The sequence below is a fragment of the Pseudomonas migulae NBRC 103157 genome (assembly GCF_002091715.1).
Classification (GTDB): Bacteria; Pseudomonadota; Gammaproteobacteria; order Pseudomonadales; family Pseudomonadaceae; genus Aquipseudomonas; species Aquipseudomonas migulae_A.
Map to the genome: position 1 here is coordinate 126,457 of NZ_BDAG01000008.1, position 24,155 is coordinate 150,611.

At 59.8% G+C, this 24,155-nt stretch carries 19 protein-coding genes; 5 read left to right on the forward strand and 14 right to left on the reverse strand.

The genetic code is table 11. The features are described 5' to 3' along the window. Position 1: 1 nt before the first annotated feature. From PMI01S_RS08755 to amaB, 4 genes are all read right to left on the reverse strand, one after another. A complete protein-coding gene (locus PMI01S_RS08755) occupies positions 2–916 on the reverse strand; it encodes an ABC transporter permease subunit (protein WP_008035385.1) in 915 nt (304 codons plus the stop codon). Positions 917–1,087: 171 nt separating this feature from the next. After that, a complete protein-coding gene (locus PMI01S_RS08760) occupies positions 1,088–2,221 on the reverse strand; it encodes a branched-chain amino acid ABC transporter substrate-binding protein (protein WP_084319300.1) in 1,134 nt (377 codons plus the stop codon). 364 nt (positions 2,222–2,585) lie between these two features. Next, the gene (gene amaA, locus PMI01S_RS08765) at positions 2,586–3,869 is read right to left on the reverse strand and encodes an L-pipecolate oxidase (RefSeq protein ID WP_084319302.1); all 1,284 of its coding nucleotides are present in this window, start codon (positions 3,867–3,869) and stop codon (positions 2,586–2,588) included. A gap of 136 nt (positions 3,870–4,005) precedes the next feature. Beyond that, positions 4,006–5,496 (reverse strand): L-piperidine-6-carboxylate dehydrogenase, encoded by a 1,491-nt coding sequence (gene amaB / locus PMI01S_RS08770; RefSeq protein WP_084319304.1) that lies wholly within the window; start codon positions 5,494–5,496, stop codon positions 4,006–4,008. Between the two features lie 174 nt (positions 5,497–5,670). Here amaB and PMI01S_RS08775 point away from each other — a divergent pair, with 174 nt between their 5' ends. From PMI01S_RS08775 to nadE, 3 genes are all read left to right on the forward strand, one after another. Next, a complete protein-coding gene (locus tag PMI01S_RS08775) occupies positions 5,671–6,582 on the forward strand; it encodes a LysR family transcriptional regulator (RefSeq protein WP_084319306.1) in 912 nt (303 codons plus the stop codon). 191 nt (positions 6,583–6,773) lie between these two features. Then, positions 6,774–8,000 carry a nicotinate phosphoribosyltransferase gene (gene pncB, locus PMI01S_RS08780; protein ID WP_084319308.1) on the forward strand — a complete coding sequence of 409 codons (1,227 nt, stop codon included), beginning with the start codon at positions 6,774–6,776 and terminating at the stop codon, positions 7,998–8,000. Positions 8,001–8,004: 4 nt separating this feature from the next. Then, the gene (gene nadE / locus PMI01S_RS08785; protein WP_084319310.1) at positions 8,005–8,832 is read left to right on the forward strand and encodes an NAD(+) synthase; all 828 of its coding nucleotides are present in this window, start codon (positions 8,005–8,007) and stop codon (positions 8,830–8,832) included. Positions 8,833–9,020: 188 nt separating this feature from the next. Here the strand turns inward: nadE and azu are convergent, their stop codons facing one another. Then, positions 9,021–9,467, reverse strand: coding sequence for an azurin (gene azu, locus PMI01S_RS08790; RefSeq protein WP_017336273.1), 447 nt, complete (start codon positions 9,465–9,467; stop codon positions 9,021–9,023). Positions 9,468–9,810: 343 nt separating this feature from the next. On the opposite strand from azu, the gene PMI01S_RS08795 reads away from it, so the two are divergent. Next, on the forward strand, positions 9,811–10,398 hold the full coding sequence (locus PMI01S_RS08795) for a cytokinin riboside 5'-monophosphate phosphoribohydrolase (RefSeq protein WP_084319312.1): 588 nt from the start codon (positions 9,811–9,813) through the stop codon (positions 10,396–10,398). A gap of 68 nt (positions 10,399–10,466) precedes the next feature. Beyond that, positions 10,467–10,658 (forward strand): hypothetical protein, encoded by a 192-nt coding sequence (locus PMI01S_RS08800; protein WP_084319314.1) that lies wholly within the window; start codon positions 10,467–10,469, stop codon positions 10,656–10,658. Positions 10,659–10,882: 224 nt separating this feature from the next. Here the strand turns inward: PMI01S_RS08800 and PMI01S_RS08805 are convergent, their stop codons facing one another. The 9 genes from PMI01S_RS08805 to rpsF form a co-directional block, all read right to left on the reverse strand. Beyond that, complete coding sequence (locus PMI01S_RS08805; protein WP_084319316.1) at positions 10,883–11,773, reverse strand: transglutaminase family protein; 891 nt, start codon at positions 11,771–11,773, stop codon at positions 10,883–10,885. Further along, positions 11,773–14,259: a circularly permuted type 2 ATP-grasp protein gene (locus tag PMI01S_RS08810; RefSeq protein WP_084319318.1), complete on the reverse strand. Its 2,487-nt coding sequence runs from the start codon at positions 14,257–14,259 to the stop codon at positions 11,773–11,775. The genes PMI01S_RS08805 and PMI01S_RS08810 overlap by 1 nt, the downstream gene beginning before the upstream one ends. An 88-nt stretch (positions 14,260–14,347) precedes the next feature. Then, positions 14,348–17,623, reverse strand: coding sequence for a transglutaminase family protein (locus PMI01S_RS08815; protein ID WP_084319320.1), 3,276 nt, complete (start codon positions 17,621–17,623; stop codon positions 14,348–14,350). 303 nt (positions 17,624–17,926) lie between these two features. After that, a complete protein-coding gene (locus PMI01S_RS08820) occupies positions 17,927–20,230 on the reverse strand; it encodes a YgiQ family radical SAM protein (protein WP_008035358.1) in 2,304 nt (767 codons plus the stop codon). Between the two features lie 176 nt (positions 20,231–20,406). After that, positions 20,407–21,801 carry a replicative DNA helicase gene (gene dnaB, locus PMI01S_RS08825; protein ID WP_017336265.1) on the reverse strand — a complete coding sequence of 465 codons (1,395 nt, stop codon included), beginning with the start codon at positions 21,799–21,801 and terminating at the stop codon, positions 20,407–20,409. 121 nt (positions 21,802–21,922) lie between these two features. Further along, positions 21,923–22,369 carry a 50S ribosomal protein L9 gene (gene rplI, locus PMI01S_RS08830; protein ID WP_007939577.1) on the reverse strand — a complete coding sequence of 149 codons (447 nt, stop codon included), beginning with the start codon at positions 22,367–22,369 and terminating at the stop codon, positions 21,923–21,925. Positions 22,370–22,388: 19 nt separating this feature from the next. Next, the gene (locus PMI01S_RS08835) at positions 22,389–23,282 is read right to left on the reverse strand and encodes a YybS family protein (protein ID WP_017336264.1); all 894 of its coding nucleotides are present in this window, start codon (positions 23,280–23,282) and stop codon (positions 22,389–22,391) included. A gap of 36 nt (positions 23,283–23,318) precedes the next feature. After that, positions 23,319–23,549, reverse strand: coding sequence for a 30S ribosomal protein S18 (rpsR, locus tag PMI01S_RS08840; RefSeq protein WP_002551829.1), 231 nt, complete (start codon positions 23,547–23,549; stop codon positions 23,319–23,321). 28 nt (positions 23,550–23,577) lie between these two features. Beyond that, on the reverse strand, positions 23,578–24,000 hold the full coding sequence (gene rpsF / locus PMI01S_RS08845; protein ID WP_003236224.1) for a 30S ribosomal protein S6: 423 nt from the start codon (positions 23,998–24,000) through the stop codon (positions 23,578–23,580). Positions 24,001–24,155: the final 155 nt, after the last annotated feature.

Sequence of the window (24,155 nt, forward strand, 5' to 3'; positions counted from 1 at the left end):
CTTACACCTTCGACACAAGAGGACGGCCGAGCAGGCCTTGGGGCCGAAAGACCAGAACGAGAACGAGCAGCGAGAAGCTGAAAACGTCTTTGTAGTCCGAGTTGACCAGACCCGAGAACAGCGACTCGGAAATCCCGAGGATGATCCCGCCGAGCATCGCGCCAGGCAGCGAGCCGATCCCGCCGAGTACCGCTGCGGTGAACGCCTTGATGCCGATGACGAAGCCTGCGTAGAAGTCGAACGTGCCGTAGTTCATGGTAATCAGCACGCCGGCCAGGGCCGCCATTGCCGCACCGATGATGAACACGTAGGAAATCACGCGGTCGGTGTTGATGCCCAGGATCGAGGCCATCTTGCGGTCTTGCTGGGTGGCGCGGCACATGCGGCCGAGCTTGGTGTATTTGATGACGTAGGTCAGCAGGGCCATGCCGGCGAATGCGGCAACCAGAATGAAGATCTTGGTGTAGGTGAGCTGGACGAAGCCGCTTCCGACTTCCACTCGCCATGCACCGGTCAGCAGGGTCGGTACGCCTTGTTGGCGGGCGCCCTGTGCGATCTGTGCATAGTTTTGCAGGATCAGCGAAATACCGATGGCGCTGATCAGCGGTGCCAGTCGGGTGGAGTTTCGCAGGGGTTTGTAGGCGACACGCTCGATGACCCAGCCATACACCGCCGTGACGATGATGGTGAAGACCAGTGTGCCAAGCATCAGCAGAGGGAAGGATTCAATACCGAAGTATGCCAGCAGAGCCAGACTGATCGCCGCGAGGTAAGCGGAGATCATGTAAACCTCACCATGGGCGAAGTTGATCATGCCGATGATGCCATAGACCATTGTGTAGCCGATGGCGATCAGGCCATAGACCGACCCGAGGGTCAGACCGTTGACCAGTTGCTGCAGGAAAATACCATCCATAACGCAATCTCACGCATTTGAGAGACTGCACAGAAGCCGGGTGCGACGGACCGGGGTTCAGCCACCCGCGCAACACGGTTGTGTGCAGCTCTACGAGAAAAGACAGGTACTGCACGGACATGTTGGTTGACTACCCGGTGCACAAGGCACCGGGTAGATCAGCAGCTCATATCACTTCTGTTTTTCCAGTTGGTGGTATTTGCCATCCTTGTCCCACTGATAAACCACGTAGTCGGAGACTTTCAGGTCGCCCTTGGCGTCCCAGGTCTTCTCGCCCATCACGGTTTTAACCGGGTTTTTCTTCAGCCACTCAGCCGCTTTTTCGCCGCTGTTGGACTTGGCGCCGTTGAAAGCAGCCGCCAGTGTCTGAACCGAAGCGTAGGCGTACAGGGTGTAGCCTTCTGGCTCGGTGCCGGCCTTGCGGAAGGTGTCTACCACGGTCTTGCTGTCTGGCAGCAGGCGTGGGTCAGCGCCGAAGGTCATGTAAACGCCGTCAACGTTCTGCGGGCCACCGGCGGTGGTCACGAGTTCGTCAGTCACGATGCCATCATCGGACATGAACTTGACGTCCTTGAGGCCTTGCTCACGCAGTTGGCGAACCAGTGGACCGGCTTCCGGGTGCAGGCCGCCGAAGTAGACGACATCGGCACCGGCTGCACGGATCTTGGTCACCACGGCGCTGAAGTCTTTTTCGCCACGGGTCAGACCTTCGTACAGCACCGGCGTCACGCCGCGCTTGGCCAGTTGAGCCTTGGTGGCATCCGCCAGACCTTGACCGTAGGTGTCTTTGTCGTGCAGAACCACGACTTTCTTGCCCTTGAGCACGTCGACGATGTAGTCGCCGGCCACGATACCCTGCTGGTCGTCACGGCCGCACATACGGAACATGGCGCTCAGGCCGCGCTCGGTCACTTGTGGGTTGGTGGAGCCCGGAGTGATTGCGATGATGCCTGCTTCGTCGTAGATCTCGGAGGCCGGAATGGTCGACGAGGAGCAGAAGTGACCGACCACGCCTGCTACTTTCTGGTTGGTCAGGTCCTTGGCGACCGTCACAGCCTGTTTCGGTTCGCAGGCGTCATCGCCCTTGACCAGTACGATTTTTTCCCCGTTAACGCCGCCCGATGCGTTGATGGCATCGGCCGCTGCCTGCGCACCCTTCATGTACTGCTCGCCAAATGCCGCGTTGGCGCCCGTCATTGGACCCGCCACACCGATTTTTACGTCAGCCTGTGCAAACGCAGAAACACCCAGCGCAGTTGCCACTGCGAGGGCCAGAAAGCCTTTCTTGTAAAACGTCTGGGACATGAGGTGGTGCTCCAAGGTTTTTTTTAGTTGGCACTGCGACTTCTCTGAATGCTCAGAGCAAGGGCCGTGCCATCGGTTTTTTATTCTGAAAAAAGTCGCTGCTTTATTGTTTTTTCGACTGTTTCGAGCCCATTTTCATTGGGCGTGCAACCGTCTAAACCGCTGAAGGTAAAACCATTTATTTTTAAAGGCGCAACCCGCGCGCGCCATCATTGCAACCGCGGCGCCAAACGACGTGCAACCAGCCTGTAACAACGTACGTCACCGAAGTGCACACTGCTGGTGCGGTACTGCTACAACCCGCACCTTTTACAGGCTAGTCGCTGCTCCGAAAAGCGCCGCTCCCGGCAACAAATTTCAACAATCAAATCACGATCCGCAAGCACTGGCCCGCGTGATACAGCGAAAATCCCGCTTCATACAGACAGCTACGCAGTCCCACCCCAGCCAATGGCTGCATGGGCGCGAAGGGAATCGGCAGTGCCTGAGGATTTCCGTTACACAAATAATCGGCAAAGGCTTTGCCCACTACAGTGCCAGTGGTCACGCCTCGACCGTTGTAGCCTGTGACTGCCACTAAACCGGGCGCCGGCTCGAACAGGCGCATCAAATGATCGGGAGTGAAAGCGATGCAACCCGTCCAGGTGCATTCCCACTCCACCGGTTTTAGGTAAGGGAAATAGTGCTGCTGAACCCGATCGGCCCAGGCCTTGAGGAACCAGGTCGGTTTCTGATTGCCATTACCCAGACTGCCGAGCAACAGGCGACCGTCTTTATCGCGACGAATGCTGCTGAGTACCTGTCGCGTGTCCCAGGAACCCTGGCCACCGGGCAGGATTTGCTGTGCGGCGTCTTCAGTCAGCGGCACCGAAGCCACCTGATAGTAGTAACCGGGGAAGAAATTGCGCCGAAGCTCCGTCCAGTCGCCTTCGGTGTAAGCGTTGGAAGCAATGACCACCTGCTCGGCGAGCACCGAACCCTGTGCGGTCTGCACTGACCACTTCTGCCCCTGACGTTCGAGCCGGGTCACGGGAGAATGATCGAACAGCTGACCGCCGAGGCCGATGGCCGCTTTGGCCAGCCCCGTGGTGTATGCCATCGGGTTGATCGTGCCAGCACGCCGATCAAGCAGTGCGGCGGCGATCTTCTTGGTGCCGGTTGCCTGTTCGCAGGCTTGACCGGTCAGCAGTTCGACCGGTGCACCGCGACGCTTCCATTGTTCTTCACGACTGCGCAGGTCCGCTTCGCCACGGGCGTTGTGCGCCATGTGCAGCGTGCCTTCGCGGCGTAACTGGCAATCGATGTTGTACTTGTCGACCAGGCTGAACACCAACGAAGGTGCCGCCCCCAGCATGCGATTGAGCTGACTGCCGACCGCTTCACCGAACCCGGCTTCGATGTCGTCCGGTGGAATCCACATGCCGGCATTGACCAGCCCGACATTGCGCCCCGAACCGCCATGACCCGCGCGATGGGCTTCCAGCACGCACACCGTTTTGCCTTGTTCCAGCAGATGCACCGCCGCCGACAGGCCGGTGAACCCGGCGCCGATGACGCAGACATCGACCTTCACCTCGCCCTTGAGCGCCGCGTTATCAGGTCTTTGCGGCGTCAGTTTTTCCCACAGACACTCTTCGCGTAACGGCATTGCCAGACTCCAACAGAAACCTAACCAAGCCGCCAAAAAGATCGCAGCCTTCGGCAGCTCCTACAAAACCGCAGCCAGGCACAATCCCGTAGGAGCTGCCGAAGGCTGCGATCTTTTCAAGCACACCACTATTTCATCAGTCGAACGTAATGCCCTGCGCCAACGGCAACTCCAGCGAGTAGTTCACCGTGTTGGTCTGACGGCGCATGTACCCGCGCCATGCATCGGAGCCCGACTCACGACCACCGCCCGTTTCTTTCTCGCCACCAAACGCACCGCCGATTTCCGCACCGCTCGGGCCGATGTTGACGTTGGCGATGCCGCAGTCGCTGCCGACCGCCGACATGAACTGCTCGGCTTCACGCACGTCGGTGGTGAAGATGCAGGAGGACAGGCCTTGTGGCACGGCGTTGTTCAGGCGCAGGGCTTCGTCGAAGTCCTTGTAACCGACCACGTACAGGATCGGCGCGAAGGTTTCGTGGCAGACCACGTCACTTTGTTCCGGCATTTCAACAATGGCCGGCGAGACGTAGTAAGCGTTCGGGTATTTGTCTTCCAGCTGGCGCTTGCCGCCGAAGACCCGACCGCCTTCGCTCAAGGCCTGCTCCAGCGCGTCCTGCATGTTGTCGAAGCTGTGTTTGTCGATCAGCGGGCCGATCAGGTTGCCTTCCAGCGGATTGCCGATGCGCACTTTGGAGTAAGCGGCTTTCAGGCGGGTAACGATTTCTTCTTTCACCGATTCGTGTGCGATCAGGCGACGCAACGTGGTGCAACGCTGACCGGCGGTGCCGACGGCGCTGAACAGGATGGCGCGAACAGCCATGTCCAGATCGGCGCTTGGGCCTAGGATCATCGCGTTGTTGCCACCCAGTTCCAGAATGCTGCGGGCGAATCGTGCGGCGATTTTCGGCGCCACTTCGCGGCCCATGCGGGTGCTGCCGGTGGCGCTGATCAGCGCGACACGCGGGTCATCGACCAGCGCTTCGCCAGCATCGCGGCCACCAATGATTACCTGGCTCAGGTGCGCAGGTGCATCGCTGAAGTTTTTCAGTACACGGTCGAACAGCGCCTGGCAGGCCAGTGCGGTCAGCGGGGTTTTCTCCGACGGCTTCCAGATCACCGGGTTGCCGCAGACCAGCGCCAGCGTGGTGTTCCAGGCCCAGACCGCCACCGGGAAGTTGAACGCACTGATCACGCCAACGATGCCCAGCGGGTGCCAGGTTTCGCGCATGTGGTGGCCAGGACGCTCGGAAGCGATGGTCAAACCGTACAACTGGCGCGACAGACCAACGGCGAAGTCGCAGATGTCGATCATTTCCTGAACTTCACCCAGGCCTTCCTGAGTGATCTTGCCGGCTTCCCAGGACACCAGCTCGCCGAGGTCGGCCTTGTATTCACGCAGGATGTCGCCCAGTTGACGCACCAGCTCGCCACGGCGCGGGGCCGGAACCTTGCGCCACAATTCGAACGCATGATCTGCGCGACTGATGTGCTGCTCGACTTCAGCAGCGCCTTCCCAGTTCACAGAGGCGATCCTGCTGCCATCGATCGGCGAATGCACCGGCACTTTGCCGTTCTGGTACAGGGCCGGGTTCACACCAAGACGATCAAGCAATGCGGCAACCATGGGTCACTCCTCGAGCAAAAAACACAAAACGTACAGCCGGAAAATCACGACTGATCAGGCCTGTAGTTTTAGCTCGCCGGAGGTTACCCAACAAACGACCTTTAAGAGAGATATCATTCCGTTTATTCATGCTGCGAATTGCTGGTCAGAAAGAAACAAGAAAAAGGACAACCCATGCTGAATAAACGTTACCTGCCGTCGATCACCGCGCTGCAGTGTTTCGAGGCCGTGACCCGGCATTTGAGCTTCACACGGGCCGCCGAAGAGCTGAACCTGACCCAGAGCGCCGTCAGCAAACAGGTTGCGCAACTGGAAGAATTGTTGCAACACCTGCTGTTCCGCCGGGTGCGTCGACGCCTGCAAATGACCCCGGCCGGTGATCTGTACCTGGTCGAGGTACGAAAAATCCTCACGCAAGTCGAGATGTCGACCCACTACCTGCGTTCCTACGGCGGGGAAACCGAAGTCCTGCGCGTCTCTACCCCTCCGACCTTCGGTGCCCGCTGGCTGGTGCCCCGCTTGAAGGGTTGGCGCCTGCGTCATCCATCGATCCATCTGGACCTGTGCAGCGAGCAGGAAGCCGATGACCTGCTGCAAGGTCGCAGCGATCTGGCGTTCTATTTCGGCCCAGGCTCACGGCCCCGCACCGAATGCCTGAAGCTGTTCGGCGAAGAGCTTGTTCCGGTGTGTGCTCCGAGTAGCCTGCCGGCCACGCCGTTCACCGATCCGACACAACTCACCGACCTGGTCCTGCTGCAAAACGCCTCCCGACCGCAGGCCTGGCACGACTGGTTCGACAGTCAGGGTTACCACACCGAACACAGCTACCACGGGCCGCGCTTCGAGACCTTCTACATGTGCATCCGCGCAGCGCAGGTCGGCTGCGGCGTGGCGCTGTTGCCGCGGTTTCTGGTGGAAGAGGAATTGGCCGACGGCAAACTGGTCATTCCCTGGCAGCATGCGATGCCCAGTTCCGATGCCTATTACCTGGCGTACCCGGAGCATTCGGCGGAAGTGCCCAAGGTGCGGGATTTTGTGAAGTGGATGCTGGAGCAGATTGATAGCCCGGACATGCCGCAACTCTAAGATTCCACTCAATCCCCTGTGGGAGCGGGCTTGATCGCGAAGGTGTCGGCACACCCAATATGAATATTGACTGACCCACCGCCTTCGCGAGCAAGCCCGCTCCCACAATGATCTGCGGTGATCTAAAAATCGCTGGTAATAACCGGTACCGATATGCGCCACTGTCCGTATTCAATGTGGAGACCTCCCTTATGAGCGAGAGTGTGTTTGCCGATCGCATCGTGCAGAACCTGCTCGACACCGACTTCTACAAACTGACGATGATGCAGGCGGTGCTGCACAACTACCCGAACGTGGAAGTCGAATGGGAGTTTCGTTGCCGCAACAGTGAAGACCTGCGCCCGTACCTGGCGGAAATCCGCTTTCAGATCGAGCGCCTCGCCGAGTTGAGCCTGACCGCCGACCAGTTGAGTTTCATGGAGCGCATCAGCTTTATGAAGCCGGATTTCCTGCGTTTTCTCGGGTTGTTCCGCTTCAATCTGCGCTACGTCCACACCGGCATCGAAAACGGCGAGCTGTTTATCCGCCTGCGCGGGCCGTGGCTGCATGTAATCCTGTTTGAAGTGCCGCTGCTGTCCATCGTCAGCGAAGTACGCAACCGCTATCGCTACCGGGACATCGTTCTCGAGCAGGCGCGCGAGCAGCTTTATCGCAAGTTCGACTGGTTGACCGCCAACGCCAGCAGCGACGAATTGTCCGAATTGCAGGTAGCCGATTTCGGCACCCGCCGTCGCTTTTCCTACCGAGTGCAGGAAGAAGTGGTGAACGTGCTCAAGCACGATTTCCCCGGACGTTTCGTCGGCACCAGCAACGTGCATTTGTCCCGGGAACTGGACATGAAACCGCTGGGCACCATGGCCCACGAATGGATCATGGCCCACCAGCAACTCGGACCGCGACTGATCGACAGCCAGATTGCAGCCCTTGATTGCTGGGTCCGCGAATACCGCGGCCTGCTGGGGATCGCCCTGACCGACTGCATCACCATGGACGCCTTCCTCAACGACTTCGACCTGTATTTTGCCAAGCTCTTCGACGGCCTGCGTCATGACTCCGGGGATCCGGTGATCTGGGCAGAAAAGGCGATCGCCCACTATCAAAAGCTGGGCATCGACCCGATGAGCAAGACCCTGACGTTCTCCGACAGTCTGACGCTGCCCAAGGCGCTGGAAATATTTCGCGCATTACGCGGTCGGATCAATGTCAGCTTCGGCATCGGCACCAACCTGACGTGCGATATTCCAGGTGTTGAACCGATGAGCATCGTGCTTAAAATGGCGGCCTGCAACGGCCAACCGGTGGCAAAGATCTCCGACGAGCCTGGCAAGACTCACTGCAAAGACCCGAATTTCGTCGCCTACTTGCGACACGTTTTCAAAGTTCCTGCCGCCCTTTCCAGCACACCAAGCAAGGAGTGAATTCATGCAAGCCGTACAGCGTGAGATTGCTGAGCAGCTCAAGGTTCAACCACCATTCGCCGACAAGGCCGCCCTCGAGGCGGAAATCGCCCGGCGCATCACTTTCATCCAGGATTGCCTGCTCAATTCCGGGCTCAAGACCCTGGTGCTCGGCATCAGCGGCGGCGTCGATTCCCTGACCGCCGGCCTGCTGGCCCAACGTGCCATGTGTGAACTGCGCACTCGCACCGGTGATGACAACTACAAGTTCATCGCCGTGCGCCTGCCGTACGAAACCCAGTTCGATGAACACGACGCACAGGCTTCGGTGGATTTCATCAAGCCGGACGAGCGTCACACCGTGAACATCGGCCCGGCAGTCAAATCCCTGGCCAATGAAGTGGCAGCCTTCGAGGGCAAGCACGCGGTGTCGGTGGATTTCGTCCTCGGCAACACCAAGGCCCGGATGCGCATGGTCGCCCAGTACACCATCGCCGGCGCGGCCCATGGCCTGGTGATCGGCACCGACCACGCGGCGGAAGCCGTGATGGGTTTCTTCACCAAGTTCGGTGACGGCGCCTGCGACCTGGCACCGTTGAGCGGCCTGGTGAAAAACCAGGTCCGGGCCATAGCCCGCAGCTTCGGTGCGCCGGAATCGCTGGTAGAAAAAGTCCCGACCGCCGACCTGGAAGATTTGTCGCCGGGCAAACCGGACGAAGCGTCCCACGGCGTGACCTACGCCGAGATCGACGCGTTCCTGCATGGGCAGCCGGTGCGCGAGGAAGCGTTCAAGATCATTTGCGATACGTACAAAAAGACCCATCACAAACGGGTGATGCCGTTTGCACCGTAATGGCGTCGGCGTCTGAACCGACGCCATCGCCAGCAAGCCGGCTCCTACAAGGGGTGTGTCTTTCCGGAATGACGGGAACGACCTCACCTTGCAGGAGCCGGCTTGCTGGCGATGAACGATGACGCGGTCAAACGTCAGGCACAAAAAAAGCGTCCCGAGTGGACGCTTTTTTTGCGCGTGCGATTCGCTTACTTCAGCGTAACCGTGCCTTTCATCATCGAGATGTGGCCCGGGAAGGAGCAGAAGAAGCCGTATTTCTCGGCAGCATCAAGCTTCGACACATCGAAAGTCACCGAGTCGGTTTCCTTGGCGCCGATGATTTTGGTGTGGGCGATAACGCGCGCATCACCCTCTTTCAAATAGTTCTTGTCGATACCGGCCGCCAGGCCGTCGGTGGCGATCGGCTGCATGTCAGCTTCTTTGCTCAGCACCCAGTTATGGCCCATCACGTTTTTCGGCAGGCTGCCGGAGTGGGTCAGTTCAACGGTGAAGGTCTTGCAGCTTTTGTCGATTTCAATGGCCTTGGTGTTGAAGGACATTTGGTCTGTGGAGTCGATGGTCGTCTTGCACTCGGCAGCCATCAATTGACTGCTGGCCAGTGTCAGCAGGGATACCGCAACAAGTTTGGCAAACATGGTGAATCTCCAAGGCAGGGTTAACAAAAATGCGAATGGACAGAAGACTGCCTGAAAACTTCGCAAGTTCCTATGACCTGAATCAAAAATTGTATACAACTTTAGAGCTATGACACCTATCGAAACAATCTACCAGCCAGACGTCTAGGGCGGCCCTATCATCAGGTCGTCATCACTTATCCGGAGCGCCTGTCATGTCCATCAATAGTTTTTTGTGCAGCTTGCTCGCCGCTTACGCCTGTGGCGCCAGTGGCACCTGTGAAACGTCCCAACGCGAAGTCTAGACCTTGGAGCGCCGCGCCTCTGCCTTTACTCTGTGGCCATCCTGACCATGGAGTAAGGCATGTCTTTAGCATCCGTTTGTGTATTTTGCGGTGCCAGCACTGGCACCAATCCGGCTTATCGTGAAGCGGCGGTCGCCCTCGGGCGGGCATTGGCCGAGCGCAAGTTGACCCTGGTCTATGGCGGCGGCGCCGTCGGGTTGATGGGGATTGTGGCCGATGCCGCGCTGGCGGCCGGCGGTGAGGTGATCGGGATCATCCCGCAAAGCCTCAAGGACAAGGAAATAGGCCACAGCGGCCTGACTCGCCTGGAAGTGGTCGACGGCATGCATGCGCGAAAGGCGCGGATGGCCGAGTTCAGCGACGCGTTTATCGCCCTGCCCGGCGGCCTGGGCACTCTGGAAGAACTGTTCGAAGTCTGGACCTGGGGCCAGCTCGGCTACCACGGCAAACCGCTGGGGCTGCTGGAAGTGAACGGTTTCTACAGCAAATTGACCGGTTTTCTTGATCATATCGTCGGCGAAGGCTTCGTTCGCGAAGCACACCGTGACATGCTGCAAGTGAGCGAATCGCCGCAAACCCTGCTCGATGCCCTGAATGCCTGGCAGCCGACCGTGATGCCAAAGTGGACAGAGCAAAAACCCAGCTAACGGCTCGGTGCCGATACAGGGCAGAATATGCGCCGCTCAACCTCACCTTCGACCCCAGAGGATCGCCCATGGCTAAACCTAATTATTCCTTCGCCAAACGTCAGAGAGACTTGGCCAAGGAGCAGAAGAAAGAGGAAAAGCTTCAGCGCAAGAAAGCTACAGCTGAAGAAGAAGCCGCCGCACTGAACCCGGAAACAGACGGTGAAGCGGCCGCAGAAAGTGATGTTGAAGCACCGAAAGATCAGGCGCCCGACGCCTGAGACCCTCAGGGCCCGATGATCTGATCAGGCCCACCGGATCTGTGTCCAGGGTCAGCAGCGATGTTGCTGACCCTCACAATCCCCTCCGAAATACCCCATTCCCAAATTCCTGCACATTCCCACTGTGGGAGCGGGCTTGCTCGCGAAAGCGGTTTATCGTCCAACATTAACGTCGACTGACACACCGCATTCGCGAGCAAGCCCGCCCCCACATGTGGTCTGCATCAGTCCAGTGGCATCACGGTGACCCGGACTTCCGGGTCATGATTGCCGCCCCCCAGAATCACCCCCCGCAACGGCGAGACATCGGAGAAATCCCGGCCCCAGGCCAGGGTGATGTGTTCCAGTGCCGGTTGCACATTGTTGGTCGGATCGAAATCCACCCAGCCCAGCACCGGGCAAAAAACCGAAACCCAGGCATGCGAGGCATCGGCACCGATCAGCCGCGGCTGGCCTGGCGGTGGCTGAGTCAACAGGTAGCCGCTGATGTAACGAGCCGCCAACCCACGGGAACGCACGCACGCGAGCATCAGGTGAGCGAAGTCCTGGCAGACCCCACGCCGGCGCTCCAGCACCTCCACCAGCGGCGTTGCCACCTGGGTCGCTTCGGCGTCGAAGGTGAACTCGCTGAAGATTTTCTCCATCAGCCCCTGAACGCCGAGCAACAGCGGACGGCCCGCCGGGAAACAACTTTCCGAGAACTCGACGAAGTTGCGCTTCAGATGCACATAGGGCGATTCGAACCGGTAACGACAAGCTTCCAGCAATTCAGGAGAAAGCGGCTGACTGCTGTAGGTCAGTGCGTTACGGGTTTCTTCCCAGGCCGGAGATTGATTGAAATCGAGCGTTGGCCGGGACAGCACTTCGACGGTGAGCCGGGCGTTGACCAATAGCTCATCGTGCGGCCGCTCGAATGCCAGCCGGGTCAGCGGGTTGCCAAACACATCCAGCTCGTCCCGGCGCGATGTCGGGTCGGGGCTGATCTGCAATTGCTGTTCGGTGCAACGCTGCCAGGCACACGATCGGGGCCACAGGTGCGCCAATTGCTGGGCGAGGGACACTGGACTGTCGTAGTGATAATGGGTGTCGTGGAAAATCTGGTAACGGGCACTCATCAGACGGACACCGTACGCTGGCTGACATCATCGACATGGGCGAAGTGGCGCAATGCCAGACGATCCGACACTTGTCCGCTGGCGTCGGCGATTTCTTGCAGCAGATCCGCCAGCCCATCAATGGCGGCACGAACGCTGGCTTCGCCGAACAGCGAATTCTCCAGACACCCCAGATCGAAGCGCGCCAGCCGCTCCACCAATTGCGGCAGCCCCGCTTCGCGCGGCGCACCAAAGTCATCGTTCAAACGTTTAAGGGTGCGGGTCACCAGTTTCAGTTGGAACAACACCGCGTGCGGGTTCTGCTCGTCGAGCAGCAACAGGTCCAGCACCGGGATCAATTGCGCCACCGCCAGATACCGCGAGCGGTAGGTGATGCTGCTGTTTCCCAGCTCCAGCAGCCATTCCAGTCCGGCCTGATCGAAGGCACCGCTGCCGCGCAGGAACGCCGCCAGGCTGCCGCTGAGAAACTGCAGGCGTTCGATCCGCCGGCCGATCATCAGGAAGCGCCAGCCTTCGTCACGGGTCATGTCATCGAGGGCAAAACCCGACAGCGCCGCCAGCGACATCACCAGACGGTTGAGGAAATCCAGCAACTCGCCGAAATCCGGTTCTTCGGTTTCCAGCTCGATAGCCTCGCGTTGCAACTCCACCAGCGCCTGCCAGTTTTCCCGCGAGAGCTTGCCGCGCACCTGCGAAGCCGCCCACTGCAAGCGCTGCAGGTTGGAACGCAGGCTGAACGGCCAGTCGTCGCCGAGCAGCGCCGCCAGCAGCCGTTCAGGCAACTCACCTTCATCAGGCAACAACATCAACCGTTCGCCCAGCTCGACAGCCGCCTCCAGAGCTTGCGGGTCGTCGCCGTCAACGTAGCGCGCCAGCATGATCCGCAACAACCGCGCGCTGTCATCGCAGCGTTCACAGTAACGGCCGAACCAGAACAGGTTTTCCACCACCCGCGACGGCAGATACGGATCGCGCCGCACCAGGTCGTGCACGCCGATGCTGCGTTGGGCTTTCCACTGCTCGCCGCTCGGCGGCCGATCGCCCAGCACCCAAGTGTCCTTGCTCGCGCCGCCGCGTTGCATCGACACCACTTCGGCATCGGCCTCGGCGGCCACCCGGGTCAAACCACCGGGCAGCACCCGATAGCCATCGCGACTGGCCACTGCATACATGCGCATGCCGATGGCTCGAGGCTGCAACTGACCGTCCTCAGCCTGCCAGATCGGCGCCTGGGACAATTGAGCCAGTTCTTGCGCGACATAGGCGTAAGGTCGTGCCTGCATGCGTTCGGCAAGCGCCTGACGCTGTTTTTCGCTCAAATCACGGCCAAATACCGGAGCGAAGCTCTGCGAAGGAAACGCCGGTTTGATCAGCAGCTCCGGCAGTTTTTCCAAGGCCTGGGCCAGCACCGGCGCTTCGCCGCACCACCATGTGGCGATGGAGGGCAGGATCAGCTCTTCGCCGAACAGGAATTGATTGATCTTCGGCAGAAAGCCCAGCAGCCCCGGCGACTCGAGAACACCGCTGCCCAGCGCGTTGGCCACCAGCACTCGCCCCTGCCGCACGGCTTCGAGCAGGCCCGGCACGCCCAGCGCAGAGTCGGTGCGCAATTCCAGCGGATCGCAGAAGTCGTCGTCGAGCCGACGCATGATCGCGTGAACGCGACGCAGGCCGCTCAAGGTTTTCAGATAGACCGTGGCATCGCGCACCGTGAGGTCGCCGCCCTCCACCAACGGATAACCGAGTTGCCGCGCCAGATACAGATGTTCGAAGTAGCTTTCGTTGAAACGCCCCGGTGTCAGCAGTACCACCAACGGCACTTCATCATTGCTGGGCGCCTGACGGGCCAGGGTTTCCTGCAGCGTGCGGAAGAACCCCGCCAGGTGCTGCACTTTCAAATCACGGTACAGCTCGGGAAAGGCCCGGGACACGATGGTGCGGTTTTCCAGGGCGTAACCGGCGCCGGACGGTGCCTGAGTTCGATCCGCCGTGACCCACCAGCGCCCGTCGGGCGTGCGCGCCAGATCCACGGCATACAGATGCAGGAAAGCCCCGTCGGGCGGCGCAATGCCCTGACAGGGCCAGAGGAAATTGTTGTGGCCGAACACCAGTTCAGCCGGCAGCAGGCCTTCAGCGATCAGCCGCTGCGGTCCGTACAAATCCGCCAGCACGGCATTCAACAGACGCGCCCGCTGCGCGATCCCGGCTGACAACAACGCCCACTCATCAGCGGCGATCACATGTGGCAGCAGGTCCAGCTCCCACGGCCGATCGGCGCCCTTGGGGTCGGCGTAGACGTTGTAGGTCACGCCGTTTTCCTGAATCTGCCGGGTCAACAGCGCCTGACGCTGCACCAGCTGCGCGGGCGTGCTGCGTTGCAACTGGTCGAACAGCCGACGCCAGTGCGCACGCACCGCACCGCTGTCGTCGAGCAGTTCGTGATAAGTGCCCGCCGTCAGCGGGTAGCGGTCTAGCAGGTCAGGCATGGAAAGCTCGGCAGACAGCAAGGGACGGTCAGACTAACGCAGGCTCATGACGCCCGGATATACGAAAAATCCGAGCGTCGCGTACGGTTTAGAAACGTCGCAAATCGAGAGTCATCGGCAGCTCGTCGTTAATTTCCAGAATCGGTATAGGAAGTTTCCCTGGGCTGTGTCCGATGCGGAAGAAACGCGCCATTCTCCGACTTTCGGCTTCATTGGCGTTAACCGGCAAACTGTCGTAATTGCGCCCGCCCGGATGGGCGACGTGGTACTGACAGCCCCCCAGTGAACGCTGCATCCAGGTGTCGAGCAGGTCGAACACCAGCGGCGCGTGGACGGGAATGGTCGGTTGCAGGCAATTGGCCGGCTGCCAGGCCCGAAAACGTACGCCGGCCACGAACTCGCCAACCCGTCCGGTGGGCTGCAAGGGCACCGGAACGCCGTTGCACGTCAGCAAATAACGTTGCGGTGGAAGACCGGTGAGCTTGACCTGCAAGCGCTCAAGGGACGAATCCACATACCGCACCGTGCCACCGACGGCGCCCTCCTCGCCCAGCACATGCCACGGCTCGAGCGCCTGACGAACCTCCAGTTCGATGCCGCTGACCGCGTAATCGCCGACCTTGGGAAAGCGAAACTCCAGATGTGCAGCAAACCACTCGGCCCGCACCGGATAACCCGAGGCGTTGAGGTCCACGATGACATCGGCGAAATCCTGCTCGATAAAGTGCGGCAACAAAAACCGGTCATGCAACTCAGTGCCCCAGCGCGCCAGTTTCGGCGGCGCATAAGGTTCGCGCCAGAATCGCGCGACCAGCGCTCGCAGCAACAACTGTTGCGCCAGGCTCATGCGCGCATGCGGTGGCATTTCAAAGGCACGCAACTCCAGCAAGCCCAGGCGTCCCGTGGCGCCATCCGGTGAATAAAGCTTGTCGATGCAGAACTCGGCGCGGTGGGTGTTACCCGTCACGTCGATCAGCAGGTTGCGCAACAACCGATCCACCAGCCATGGCGCGCATTCCTCACCAGGCTTGGGCATTTGGGCGAAAGCGATTTCCAGCTCGTACAACGCATCATTGCGCGCCTCATCAACACGCGGTGCCTGGGACGTCGGACCGATGAACAATCCGGAAAACAGGTAGGACAACGACGGGTGGTTATGCCAGTAGCTGATCAGGCTGCGCAGCAAATCCGGACGGCGCAGAAACGGTGAGTCAGCCGGTGTCGCGCCGCCCAGTACGAAATGGTTACCGCCGCCCGTGCCGGTGTGTCGGCCGTCGATCATGAATTTCTCGGTGGTCAGCCGCGTCTGGCGCGCTTCTTCGTAGAGAAACTCGGTGCGCTCGACCAGTTCGTCCCAGGTCGCGGACGGCTGCACGTTGACCTCGATCACGCCCGGGTCCGGGGTGATGCGGAAGTTGCTCAGGCGCGGATCGCTCGGCGGCTCATAGCCTTCCAGCAACACTGGGCAGTGCAACTCCTGCGCCGTGGCCTCAATCGCCGTGACCAGTTCCAGATAATCCTCGACCCGCTCCAGCGGCGGCATGAACAGGTACAACCGCCCTTCGCGAGCCTCGGCGCAGAATGCGGTGCGCGTCAGCCAGTCGGCGGATTCGTCGACCTCCAGATCCCGCTCGACCGCTTCGGCCGGTGCTCCGTGGCCGTTCAACTGCTGAGTGTCTGGAAGCGCCGGGAATTCCTGGTTGGGGTCGTTGGGATAGATGAACGGATACTCGGCGGCCTTTACCCACGGCTGCGAACCCAGCGGCAAGCGATAGCCCAGCGGCGAATCCCCCGGGACCAGTCGACAGTGCTCGTCGCGCAGGTACCAGCGACCGCTTTGCCACTGATCGCCCTTGGCAGTGCGGGCCAGCGGCAGGACCTGGCCGATCACTTTATCCAGCCCCTGACTGAAAACTTTGCGCAGACGCGCACGCTCCAGCGGTTCTTCCAAACGTGAGTCTTCGGCGCTGACGTTCTGCGGCAACATGCCTTCGCGCCAGAGGTAATAGAAATTGTCTTCGTAGGCCGGAAACACAAATCGTGTCGGAATTTTCAGACGCTCGGCGACACTCGCCAGAAAGCGCCCCGCCAACTCGCCATCAGCGCCGTAGTCTTCCTGCTCATCGGCAATCAGCGCATCGTTGTGCCAGATCGGCACGCCGTCACGGCGCCAGTAGCAGTTGAGCGACCAGCGCGGCAGTTGTTCGCCGGGGTACCACTTGCCTTGACCGAAATGCACCAGGCCCTTGGGCGCGTAACGTTTGCGCATACGCTGAAACAGTTCGGCGGAGAGGCGACGCTTGTCCGGCCCGAGCGCGGCAGTGTTCCATTCGGCGCCGTCCGGATCGTCAATGGAGACGAAGGTCGGCTCACCGCCCATGGTCAGGCGGACGTCACCTTCCAGCAGGTCGGCATCGATCTGCCGGGCCAGTGCCTGGATCGCCAGCCATTGATCTTCGGTGTAGGGCTTGGTGACCCGCGGCGCCTCCCAAATCCGCTCCACGGACATTTCGTGGGTGAATTCGCACTCGCACGGTTCCACCAGGCCACTGATGGGTGCCGCAGAGCCCGGATCCGGACTACACGCCAACGGAATGTGTCCTTCACCGGCGAACAGCCCTGACGTCGCGTCCAGGCCGATCCAGCCGGCACCCGGCAAATAGACTTCACACCAGGCGTGCAGGTCAGTGAAATCAACCTCAGTGCCCGAAGGACCATCGAGACTTTTGACATCGGCGGTGAGCTGAATCAGGTAGCCAGAGACGAAACGCGCCGCCAGCCCAAGGTTACGCAGCAATTGCACCAGCAACCACGCCGAGTCGCGGCAGGAACCGGAGGCATGTTCGAGGGTGTGTTCGGGCGTTTGCACGCCCGGTTCCATGCGGATCAGGTAGCCAATGTCTTCGCTCAGGCGCTGGTTGAGTGCCACCAGGAAATCCACGCTCGGCAGCGGCGTGCGGTCGATGCCGTCCAGATACGCCTTGAACTTCGGCGTCAGGGGCAAGGTTTCCAGGTACGGCGCCAGCTCCTTGCGCTCTTCCGCGGCGTAGGCGAAAGGGATCTTTTCGGCGTAAGGCTCGAGGAAGAAGTCGAACGGATTGAACACCGCCATTTCGGCCAGCAGATCGACTTCTATCCGCAGTTCCTCGGTTTTCTCGGGGAACACCAAACGCGCCAGGTAATTTCCCTGAGGGTCTTGCTGCCAGTTGATGAAATGCTGCTCGGGCGAGACTTTCAACGCGTACGACAGTATCCGCGTGCGACTGTGGGCGGCCGGGCGCAGGCGAACAATCTGCGGCCCGAGCTCGACGGCGCGGTCGTAGCGGTAATGCGTGACGTGGTGCAATGCGACATGAATCGACACGGCGTGCCTCCTGCGAGCCTTTAGCGTATTCGAAAGCGCGCAAGACTTATGCCATCCAGTGGTGCTGGCGCTTTCATGGATTTGCTTAGGGCAGTACAGCACCAAAATCGGGCGATGCGGGAAATTGGTTTGGGGGCGTTGCACGCAAATGTGGCGAAGCAGGAAAAACGGTCAGTAAATGGAGGGACTGCGAGCACAAAACCTGTGGCGAGGGGATTTATCCCCCTCGCCACAGGTTTTGATTGACGCAGAAACGCAAAACGCCAACCCGAAGGTTGGCGTTCTGTTCAGCTCCAGCGAGCGTTAGCGCGGTACAACCGGCTTGCGTGCAGGCTTGGGCCCTTTGCCTTTGGCCGCATCCTTGCGCTCCTTGGCCGCCTGCTGGTTACGGGCAAACGCCGCAGCTTTGGCCTGTTCGCGCTTGTCCCACGGGTTGCCGCCATCGCTGGCGCGCGGTGGCAGACCGGTGTGCTGTGTCAGGATCTTGGTGGTCTTTTCCCCAGCCACTTTATGGCTACCGGCCGGCGTCGAGTTCTTGCGACGGGCGCTCTGATAGCTGTCGGTTGCCGGCTGATGCAGCGGAATCAACTGGTTCTTGCCCGGCCCGATCAGGTCGGCGCGACCCATGCGGGTCAACGCTTCACGCAGCATCGGCCAGCCTTTCGGGTCGTGATAACGCAAGAACGCCTTGTGCAGACGACGCTGCTCTTCGCTCTTGACGATGGTCACGGCGTCGCTCTTGTAAGTGACCTTACGCAGCGGGTTCTTGCCCGAGTGGTACATCGCGGTGGCGGTGGCCATCGGCGACGGGTAGAACGCCTGCACCTGGTCGGCGCGGAAGCCATTGCCCTTGAGCCACAAGGCCAGGTTCATCATGTCTTCGTCGGTAGTGCCCGGGTGAGCGGCGATGAAGTACGGAATCAGGTACTGCTCTTTGCCTGCTTCCTTGGAGTACTTCTCGAACATGCGCTTGAACTTGTCATAGCTGCCGATGCCCGGTTTCATCATCTGGTTGAGCGGACCTTCCTCGGTGTGTTCCGGGGCGATCTTCAGGTAACCACCGACGTGGTGGGTCACCAGCTCCTTGACGTATTCCGGCGACTCGACCGCGAGGTCGTAGCGCAGGCCGGAAGCGATCAAAATTTTCTTCACACCCGGCAACGCACGAGCGCTGCGGTACAGCTGAATCAGCGACGAGTGGTCGGTATTCAGATTCGGGCAAATGCCAGGGAACACGCACGACGGCTTGCGGCACGCGGATTCGATTTCCGGGCTCTTGCAGGCGATGCGGTACATGTTCGCGGTCGGGCCGCCAAGGTCGGAAATAACGCCGGTGAAGCCTGGGACCTTGTCGCGGATCTCTTCGATTTCGCGAATGATCGACTCTTCGGAACGGTTCTGGATGATCCGGCCTTCGTGCTCGGTGATCGAGCAGAACGTGCAGCCACCGAAGCAGCCACGCATGATGTTCACCGAGAAGCGAATCATGTCGTAGGCCGGGATCTTTTCCTTGCCGTACGCCGGGTGCGGAATACGTGCGTAAGGCATGCCGAACACGTAGTCCATTTCTTCAGTGGTCATCGGAATCGGCGGCGGGTTGAACCAGACATCGACTTCGCCGTGTTTCTGCACCAGCGCACGGGCGTTGCCCGGGTTGGTTTCCAGGTGAAGCACGCGGTTGGCGTGGGCATAAAGCACCGCGTCGCCACGGACTTTTTCCACCGACGGCAGACGAATCACGGTTTTGTCACGGGTCATTTTCGGGCTGGCCAGGATCTGCACGACCTTGGCTTCGCTCGGGTCTTCAACCGGACCTTTTTCCTGTTCGATGGCACAGGCCTGGGTGTCTTGCGTGTTGACGTACGGGTTGATGATCTTATCGATCTTGCCCGGACGGTCGATACGCGTGGAATCGACTTCGTACCAGTCTTTCGGCGTATCGCGACGGATGAACGCGGTGCCGCGCACGTCGGTGATGTCTTCGATCTTGTGACCGTAGGACAGACGCTGGGCAACTTCGACGATCGCACGCTCGGCGTTACCGTAAAGCAGGATGTCGGCGCAGGCGTCGATCAGGATCGAGTTGCGCACCCGGTCCTGCCAGTAATCGTAGTGGGCGATACGGCGCAGGGAAGCTTCGATGCCGCCAAGAACGATTGGCACGTTCTTGTAGGCTTCCTTGCAGCGCTGGCTGTAAACCAGGCTCGCGCGATCCGGACGTTTGCCCGCCAGGCCACCGGGGGTGTAGGCATCGTCGGAACGGATTTTCTTGTCGGCGGTGTAGCGGTTGATCATCGAGTCCATGTTGCCGGCCGCGACGCCGAAGAACAGGTTCGGCTCGCCGAGCTTCATGAAGTCGTCTTTGGACTGCCAGTTCGGCTGGGCAATGATCCCGACGCGGAAGCCTTGCGACTCCAGCAGCCGGCCGATGATCGCCATGCCGAACGACGGATGGTCAACGTAGGCATCACCGGTGACGATGATGATGTCGCAGGAATCCCAGCCAAGCTGATCCATCTCCTCCCTGCTCATCGGCAGGAATGGCGCTGGACCGAAACATTCGGCCCAGTACTTGGGATAGTCAAATAACGGCTTGGCTGTTTGCATGACGATGACCGGTGTTGAGATGAAAAATCGCGGGCGCGGAATATAGCACAAAAAATAACCAATTCCGACGGCTATGGTCGGAAATTATCAGGCCCCATCGCCAGCAAGCCGGCGCCTACACGATCTCTGCAGGAGCCGGCTTGCTGGCGATGAGGCCCGAACAAACGTCGAATAAATTATTCGTCGTCGAAGTTGTAGCTACCCGGCGCCAGGTTTTCGAAGCGGGTGTACTTGCCGATGAACGCCAGTCGCGACGTGCCGATCGGGCCGTTCCGCTGCTTGCCGATAATGATTTCGGCGATGCCTTTGTGCTCGGTTTCCGGGTGATACACCTCGTCCCGGTACACGAACATGATGACGTCGGCATCCTGCTCGATCGCTCCTGATTCCCGGAGGTCGGAGTTGATCGGGCGTTTGTTCGGTCGTTGCTCCAGGGAGCGGTTGAGCTGTGACAGCGCCACCACCGGGCAATTGAATTCCTTGGCCAGGGCTTTCAAGGAACGGGAGATCTCGGAAATCTCGTTGGTCCGGTTGTCACCACCGGAACCCGGAATCTGCATCAACTGCAGGTAGTCGATCATGATCAGGGCGACATCGCCGTGTTCGCGCACCAGACGCCGGGTGCGCGCGCGCATTTCCGAAGGGCTGATACCCGCCGTATCGTCGATGAACAACTTGCGATCGTTAAGCAGGTTGACTGCCGACGTCAGGCGCGGCCAATCGTCGTCATCCAGGCGACCGGCACGGACCTTGGTCTGGTCGATACGGCCGAGGGACGAGAGCATACGCATGATCAGCGATTCGCCTGGCATCTCGAGCGAGTACACCAGCACGCACTTGTCGCTGCGCAACACGGCGTTTTCCACCAGGTTCATCGCAAAGGTGGTTTTACCCATGGACGGACGGCCGGCGACGATGATCAGGTCGGCTGGCTGCAGGCCGCTGGTTTTCTCGTCGAGGTCGGTGTAGCCGGTCGACAGGCCAGTGATGGCGTTGTCGGTGTTGAACAGGGTGTCGATGCGGTCGATGGCCTTGGTCAGCAGGTCATTCACGCTCACCGGGCCGCCGGTTTTAGGCCGGGCCTCGGCGATCTGGAAGATCTGTCGTTCGGCTTCGTCGAGAATCTCTTCAGCGGTGCGGCCTTCCGGGTTGAAGGCGCTGTCGGCAATCTCGGTGGCGATGCCGATCAACTGACGCAACGTCGCGCGCGCGCGAACGATCTGCGCATACGCCTTGATGTTGGCGACGGACGGTGTGTTTTTTGCCAACTCGCCGAGGTAACCGAGGCCGCCGACCTGCGAGGTCTGACCTTCCTTGTCCAATTGCTCGGCAAGGGTCACGACGTCGATCGGGGAGTTCTGGTCGGCGAGCTTGGCGATCGCGCGGAAGATCAGGCGGTGGTCATGCCGATAGAAATCGCCGTCGGAGACTTGATCGAGCACGCGTTCCCAGGCGTTGTTGTCCAGCATCAGACCACCGAGCACGGCCTGTTCGGCCTCGATGGAATGCGGCGGCACCTTCAGGGCAGCGGTTTGCAGATCGTATTGCTCGGGAGCGGAGATATCGTTCATGGCCACTAGGTTTATTCAAGAAAAGCAGGGGGGTTCAGAAAGACAAAGGGCACGACCTGTAAACAGGATCGTGCCCGATGTTACCGACAAGCACCCGAGGGTGCCAGCCGACAAGTGCTGCTTAAGCTGCTACCACGACAACGCGTACGGTGGCTTCAACTTCGGCGTGCAGGTGCACGGCTACGTCGAATTCGCCTACGTTGCGGATGGTGCCGTTCGGCAGACGAACTTCGCTTTTAGCAACTTCAACGCCAGAGGCGGTCAGTGCATCAGCGATGTCGTGAGTACCGATCGAACCGAACAGCTTGCCTTCGTCACCAGCGGTGGCAGTGATAGTCACTTCCAGCTCAGCCAGTTGGGCGGCACGGCTTTCAGCCGATGCTTTACGGTCTGCTGCGGCTTTTTCCAGCTCAGCGCGACGCTCTTCGAACGCAGCCAGGTTGGCTGGGGTCGCAGCGGTAGCTTTGCCGTATGGCAGCAGGTAGTTACGACCGTAACCAGCCTTAACGTTCACTTTGTCACCCAGGTTGCCCAGGTTGGTGACTTTTTCCAGAAGGATCAGTTGCATGTGAAAATCCTCTTAACTTTTAACCTTCACCGTTCGCGTTATCGGGGTCTTTCGACACCAGACGACCGCGAAAATCAATCAGGCTGTCGACGATGGCCAGGACCACCAGCAACGGATAGATCAGCTGCATGAACAGCAACAGCGTGACGTACAACCCCACCAGCCAGAACCTGGCCAGTCGCTTTTGCGCCACCAGCCCGTGAATCAGGGCCAGCCCGGCGAACACCAGCGGTACGCTGCACAACGGCGTCAGCATGGCCATCTGTGGACCGATGTTCGGCCCCAGAAGCATGCACGCCAGCAGCAACATCGCTGGTAAAAGCGGGAATCGGATGGCGCGAAACTCGCGACCAAAACCACCCGGGTTGTACAACAACGCCTGCCAGTAGCGCCCGACAATCAGGCTCAGCACACTGACGATTTGCAACAAGGCCGCAATCAGGCCGGTCAGGACCGGTGCAATCAGGGACGCAAAATGCGCTTGCTCGTCTACCGACAACTTCTGGTAGACATCACCGAGTAGCGACGGCATGACCTTTATCAAGGCCTGCGCCAGCATCTCGATTTGGGGAGCAAAAGCTGTCCCCAGCACCACTGCAAACACCACTCCCATCGCTATGCTGACCAGCAGCACGCGGTTCCAGGACTCGCTTGCGCGCAAAACCAACGCAAGGCTCGAAGACCCCAGCAGCACCAGAAGTGCCCGTGGGTCGTCGGAGTAAAGCCACCAGATCAACGCCGGCAGCAGTCCCAGAGCAAGTACGCCAAGGGCGTCCTTCAATCCGCGCCGCAGGAGCACAAGGCATCCGGCGGCAGCACCCAACCAATACAACAACGGCAATGTCGCGCATCCAGCCACTACCAGAGTGGCCTGCATACGGCCGCGCATGATGAACTCAGCTAAGGCACGCATGCTTTCAATCCTTTGCTACGTGTCGACTGCCCGGTCTCAGCGGCCGTGGCTGTCGGTGTAGGCCAGCAGGGCCAGGAAGCGGGCGCGCTTGATAGCGGTGGCCAGCTGACGCTGATAACGTGCTTTGGTACCGGTGATGCGGCTTGGAACGATTTTGCCGGTCTCGGATACGTAAGCTTTCAGAGTGTTGAGATCTTTGTAATCGATCTCTTTCACGTCTTCAGCGGTGAAGCGGCAGAATTTACGACGACGGAAGAAACGTGCCATTTGATAGGCTCCTTAAAAGGTCCGTGGATTACTCGTCAGCGTTATCGCTGTTGTCGCTGTCATCACTATCAGCGCTATCGGCGCCTTCGTGCTCAGGACGGTCGCGACGCTCACGGCGCTCACTGCGGTTTTCTTCAGCCTTGAGCATCTCGGATTGGCCGGTAACGGCTTCTTCGCGACGGATGACCAGGTTACGGATCACTGCATCGTTGTAGCGGAAGTTGTCTTCCAGCTCGGCCAGGGCCTTGCCAGTGCACTCAACGTTCAGCATCACGTAGTGAGCCTTGTGAACATTGTTGATTGCGTAGGCCAGTTGACGACGGCCCCAATCTTCCAGACGGTGGATTTTGCCGCCGTCTTCTTCGATCAGCTTGGTGTAACGCTCAACCATGCCGCCGACTTGCTCGCTTTGATCCGGGTGGACCAAAAAGATGATTTCGTAATGACGCATGAATGCTCCTTACGGGTTGTAGCCTGCCGCTCAAAAGCGGTCAGACAAGGAGTGAATGACACTTATGGACTTGCTTGCGATAGACACATGCGTGCCTGCCGTCACAGCAAGGGGCGCAATTGTAGAGAAGGGACAGAAGAGGTGCAAGGCAATTG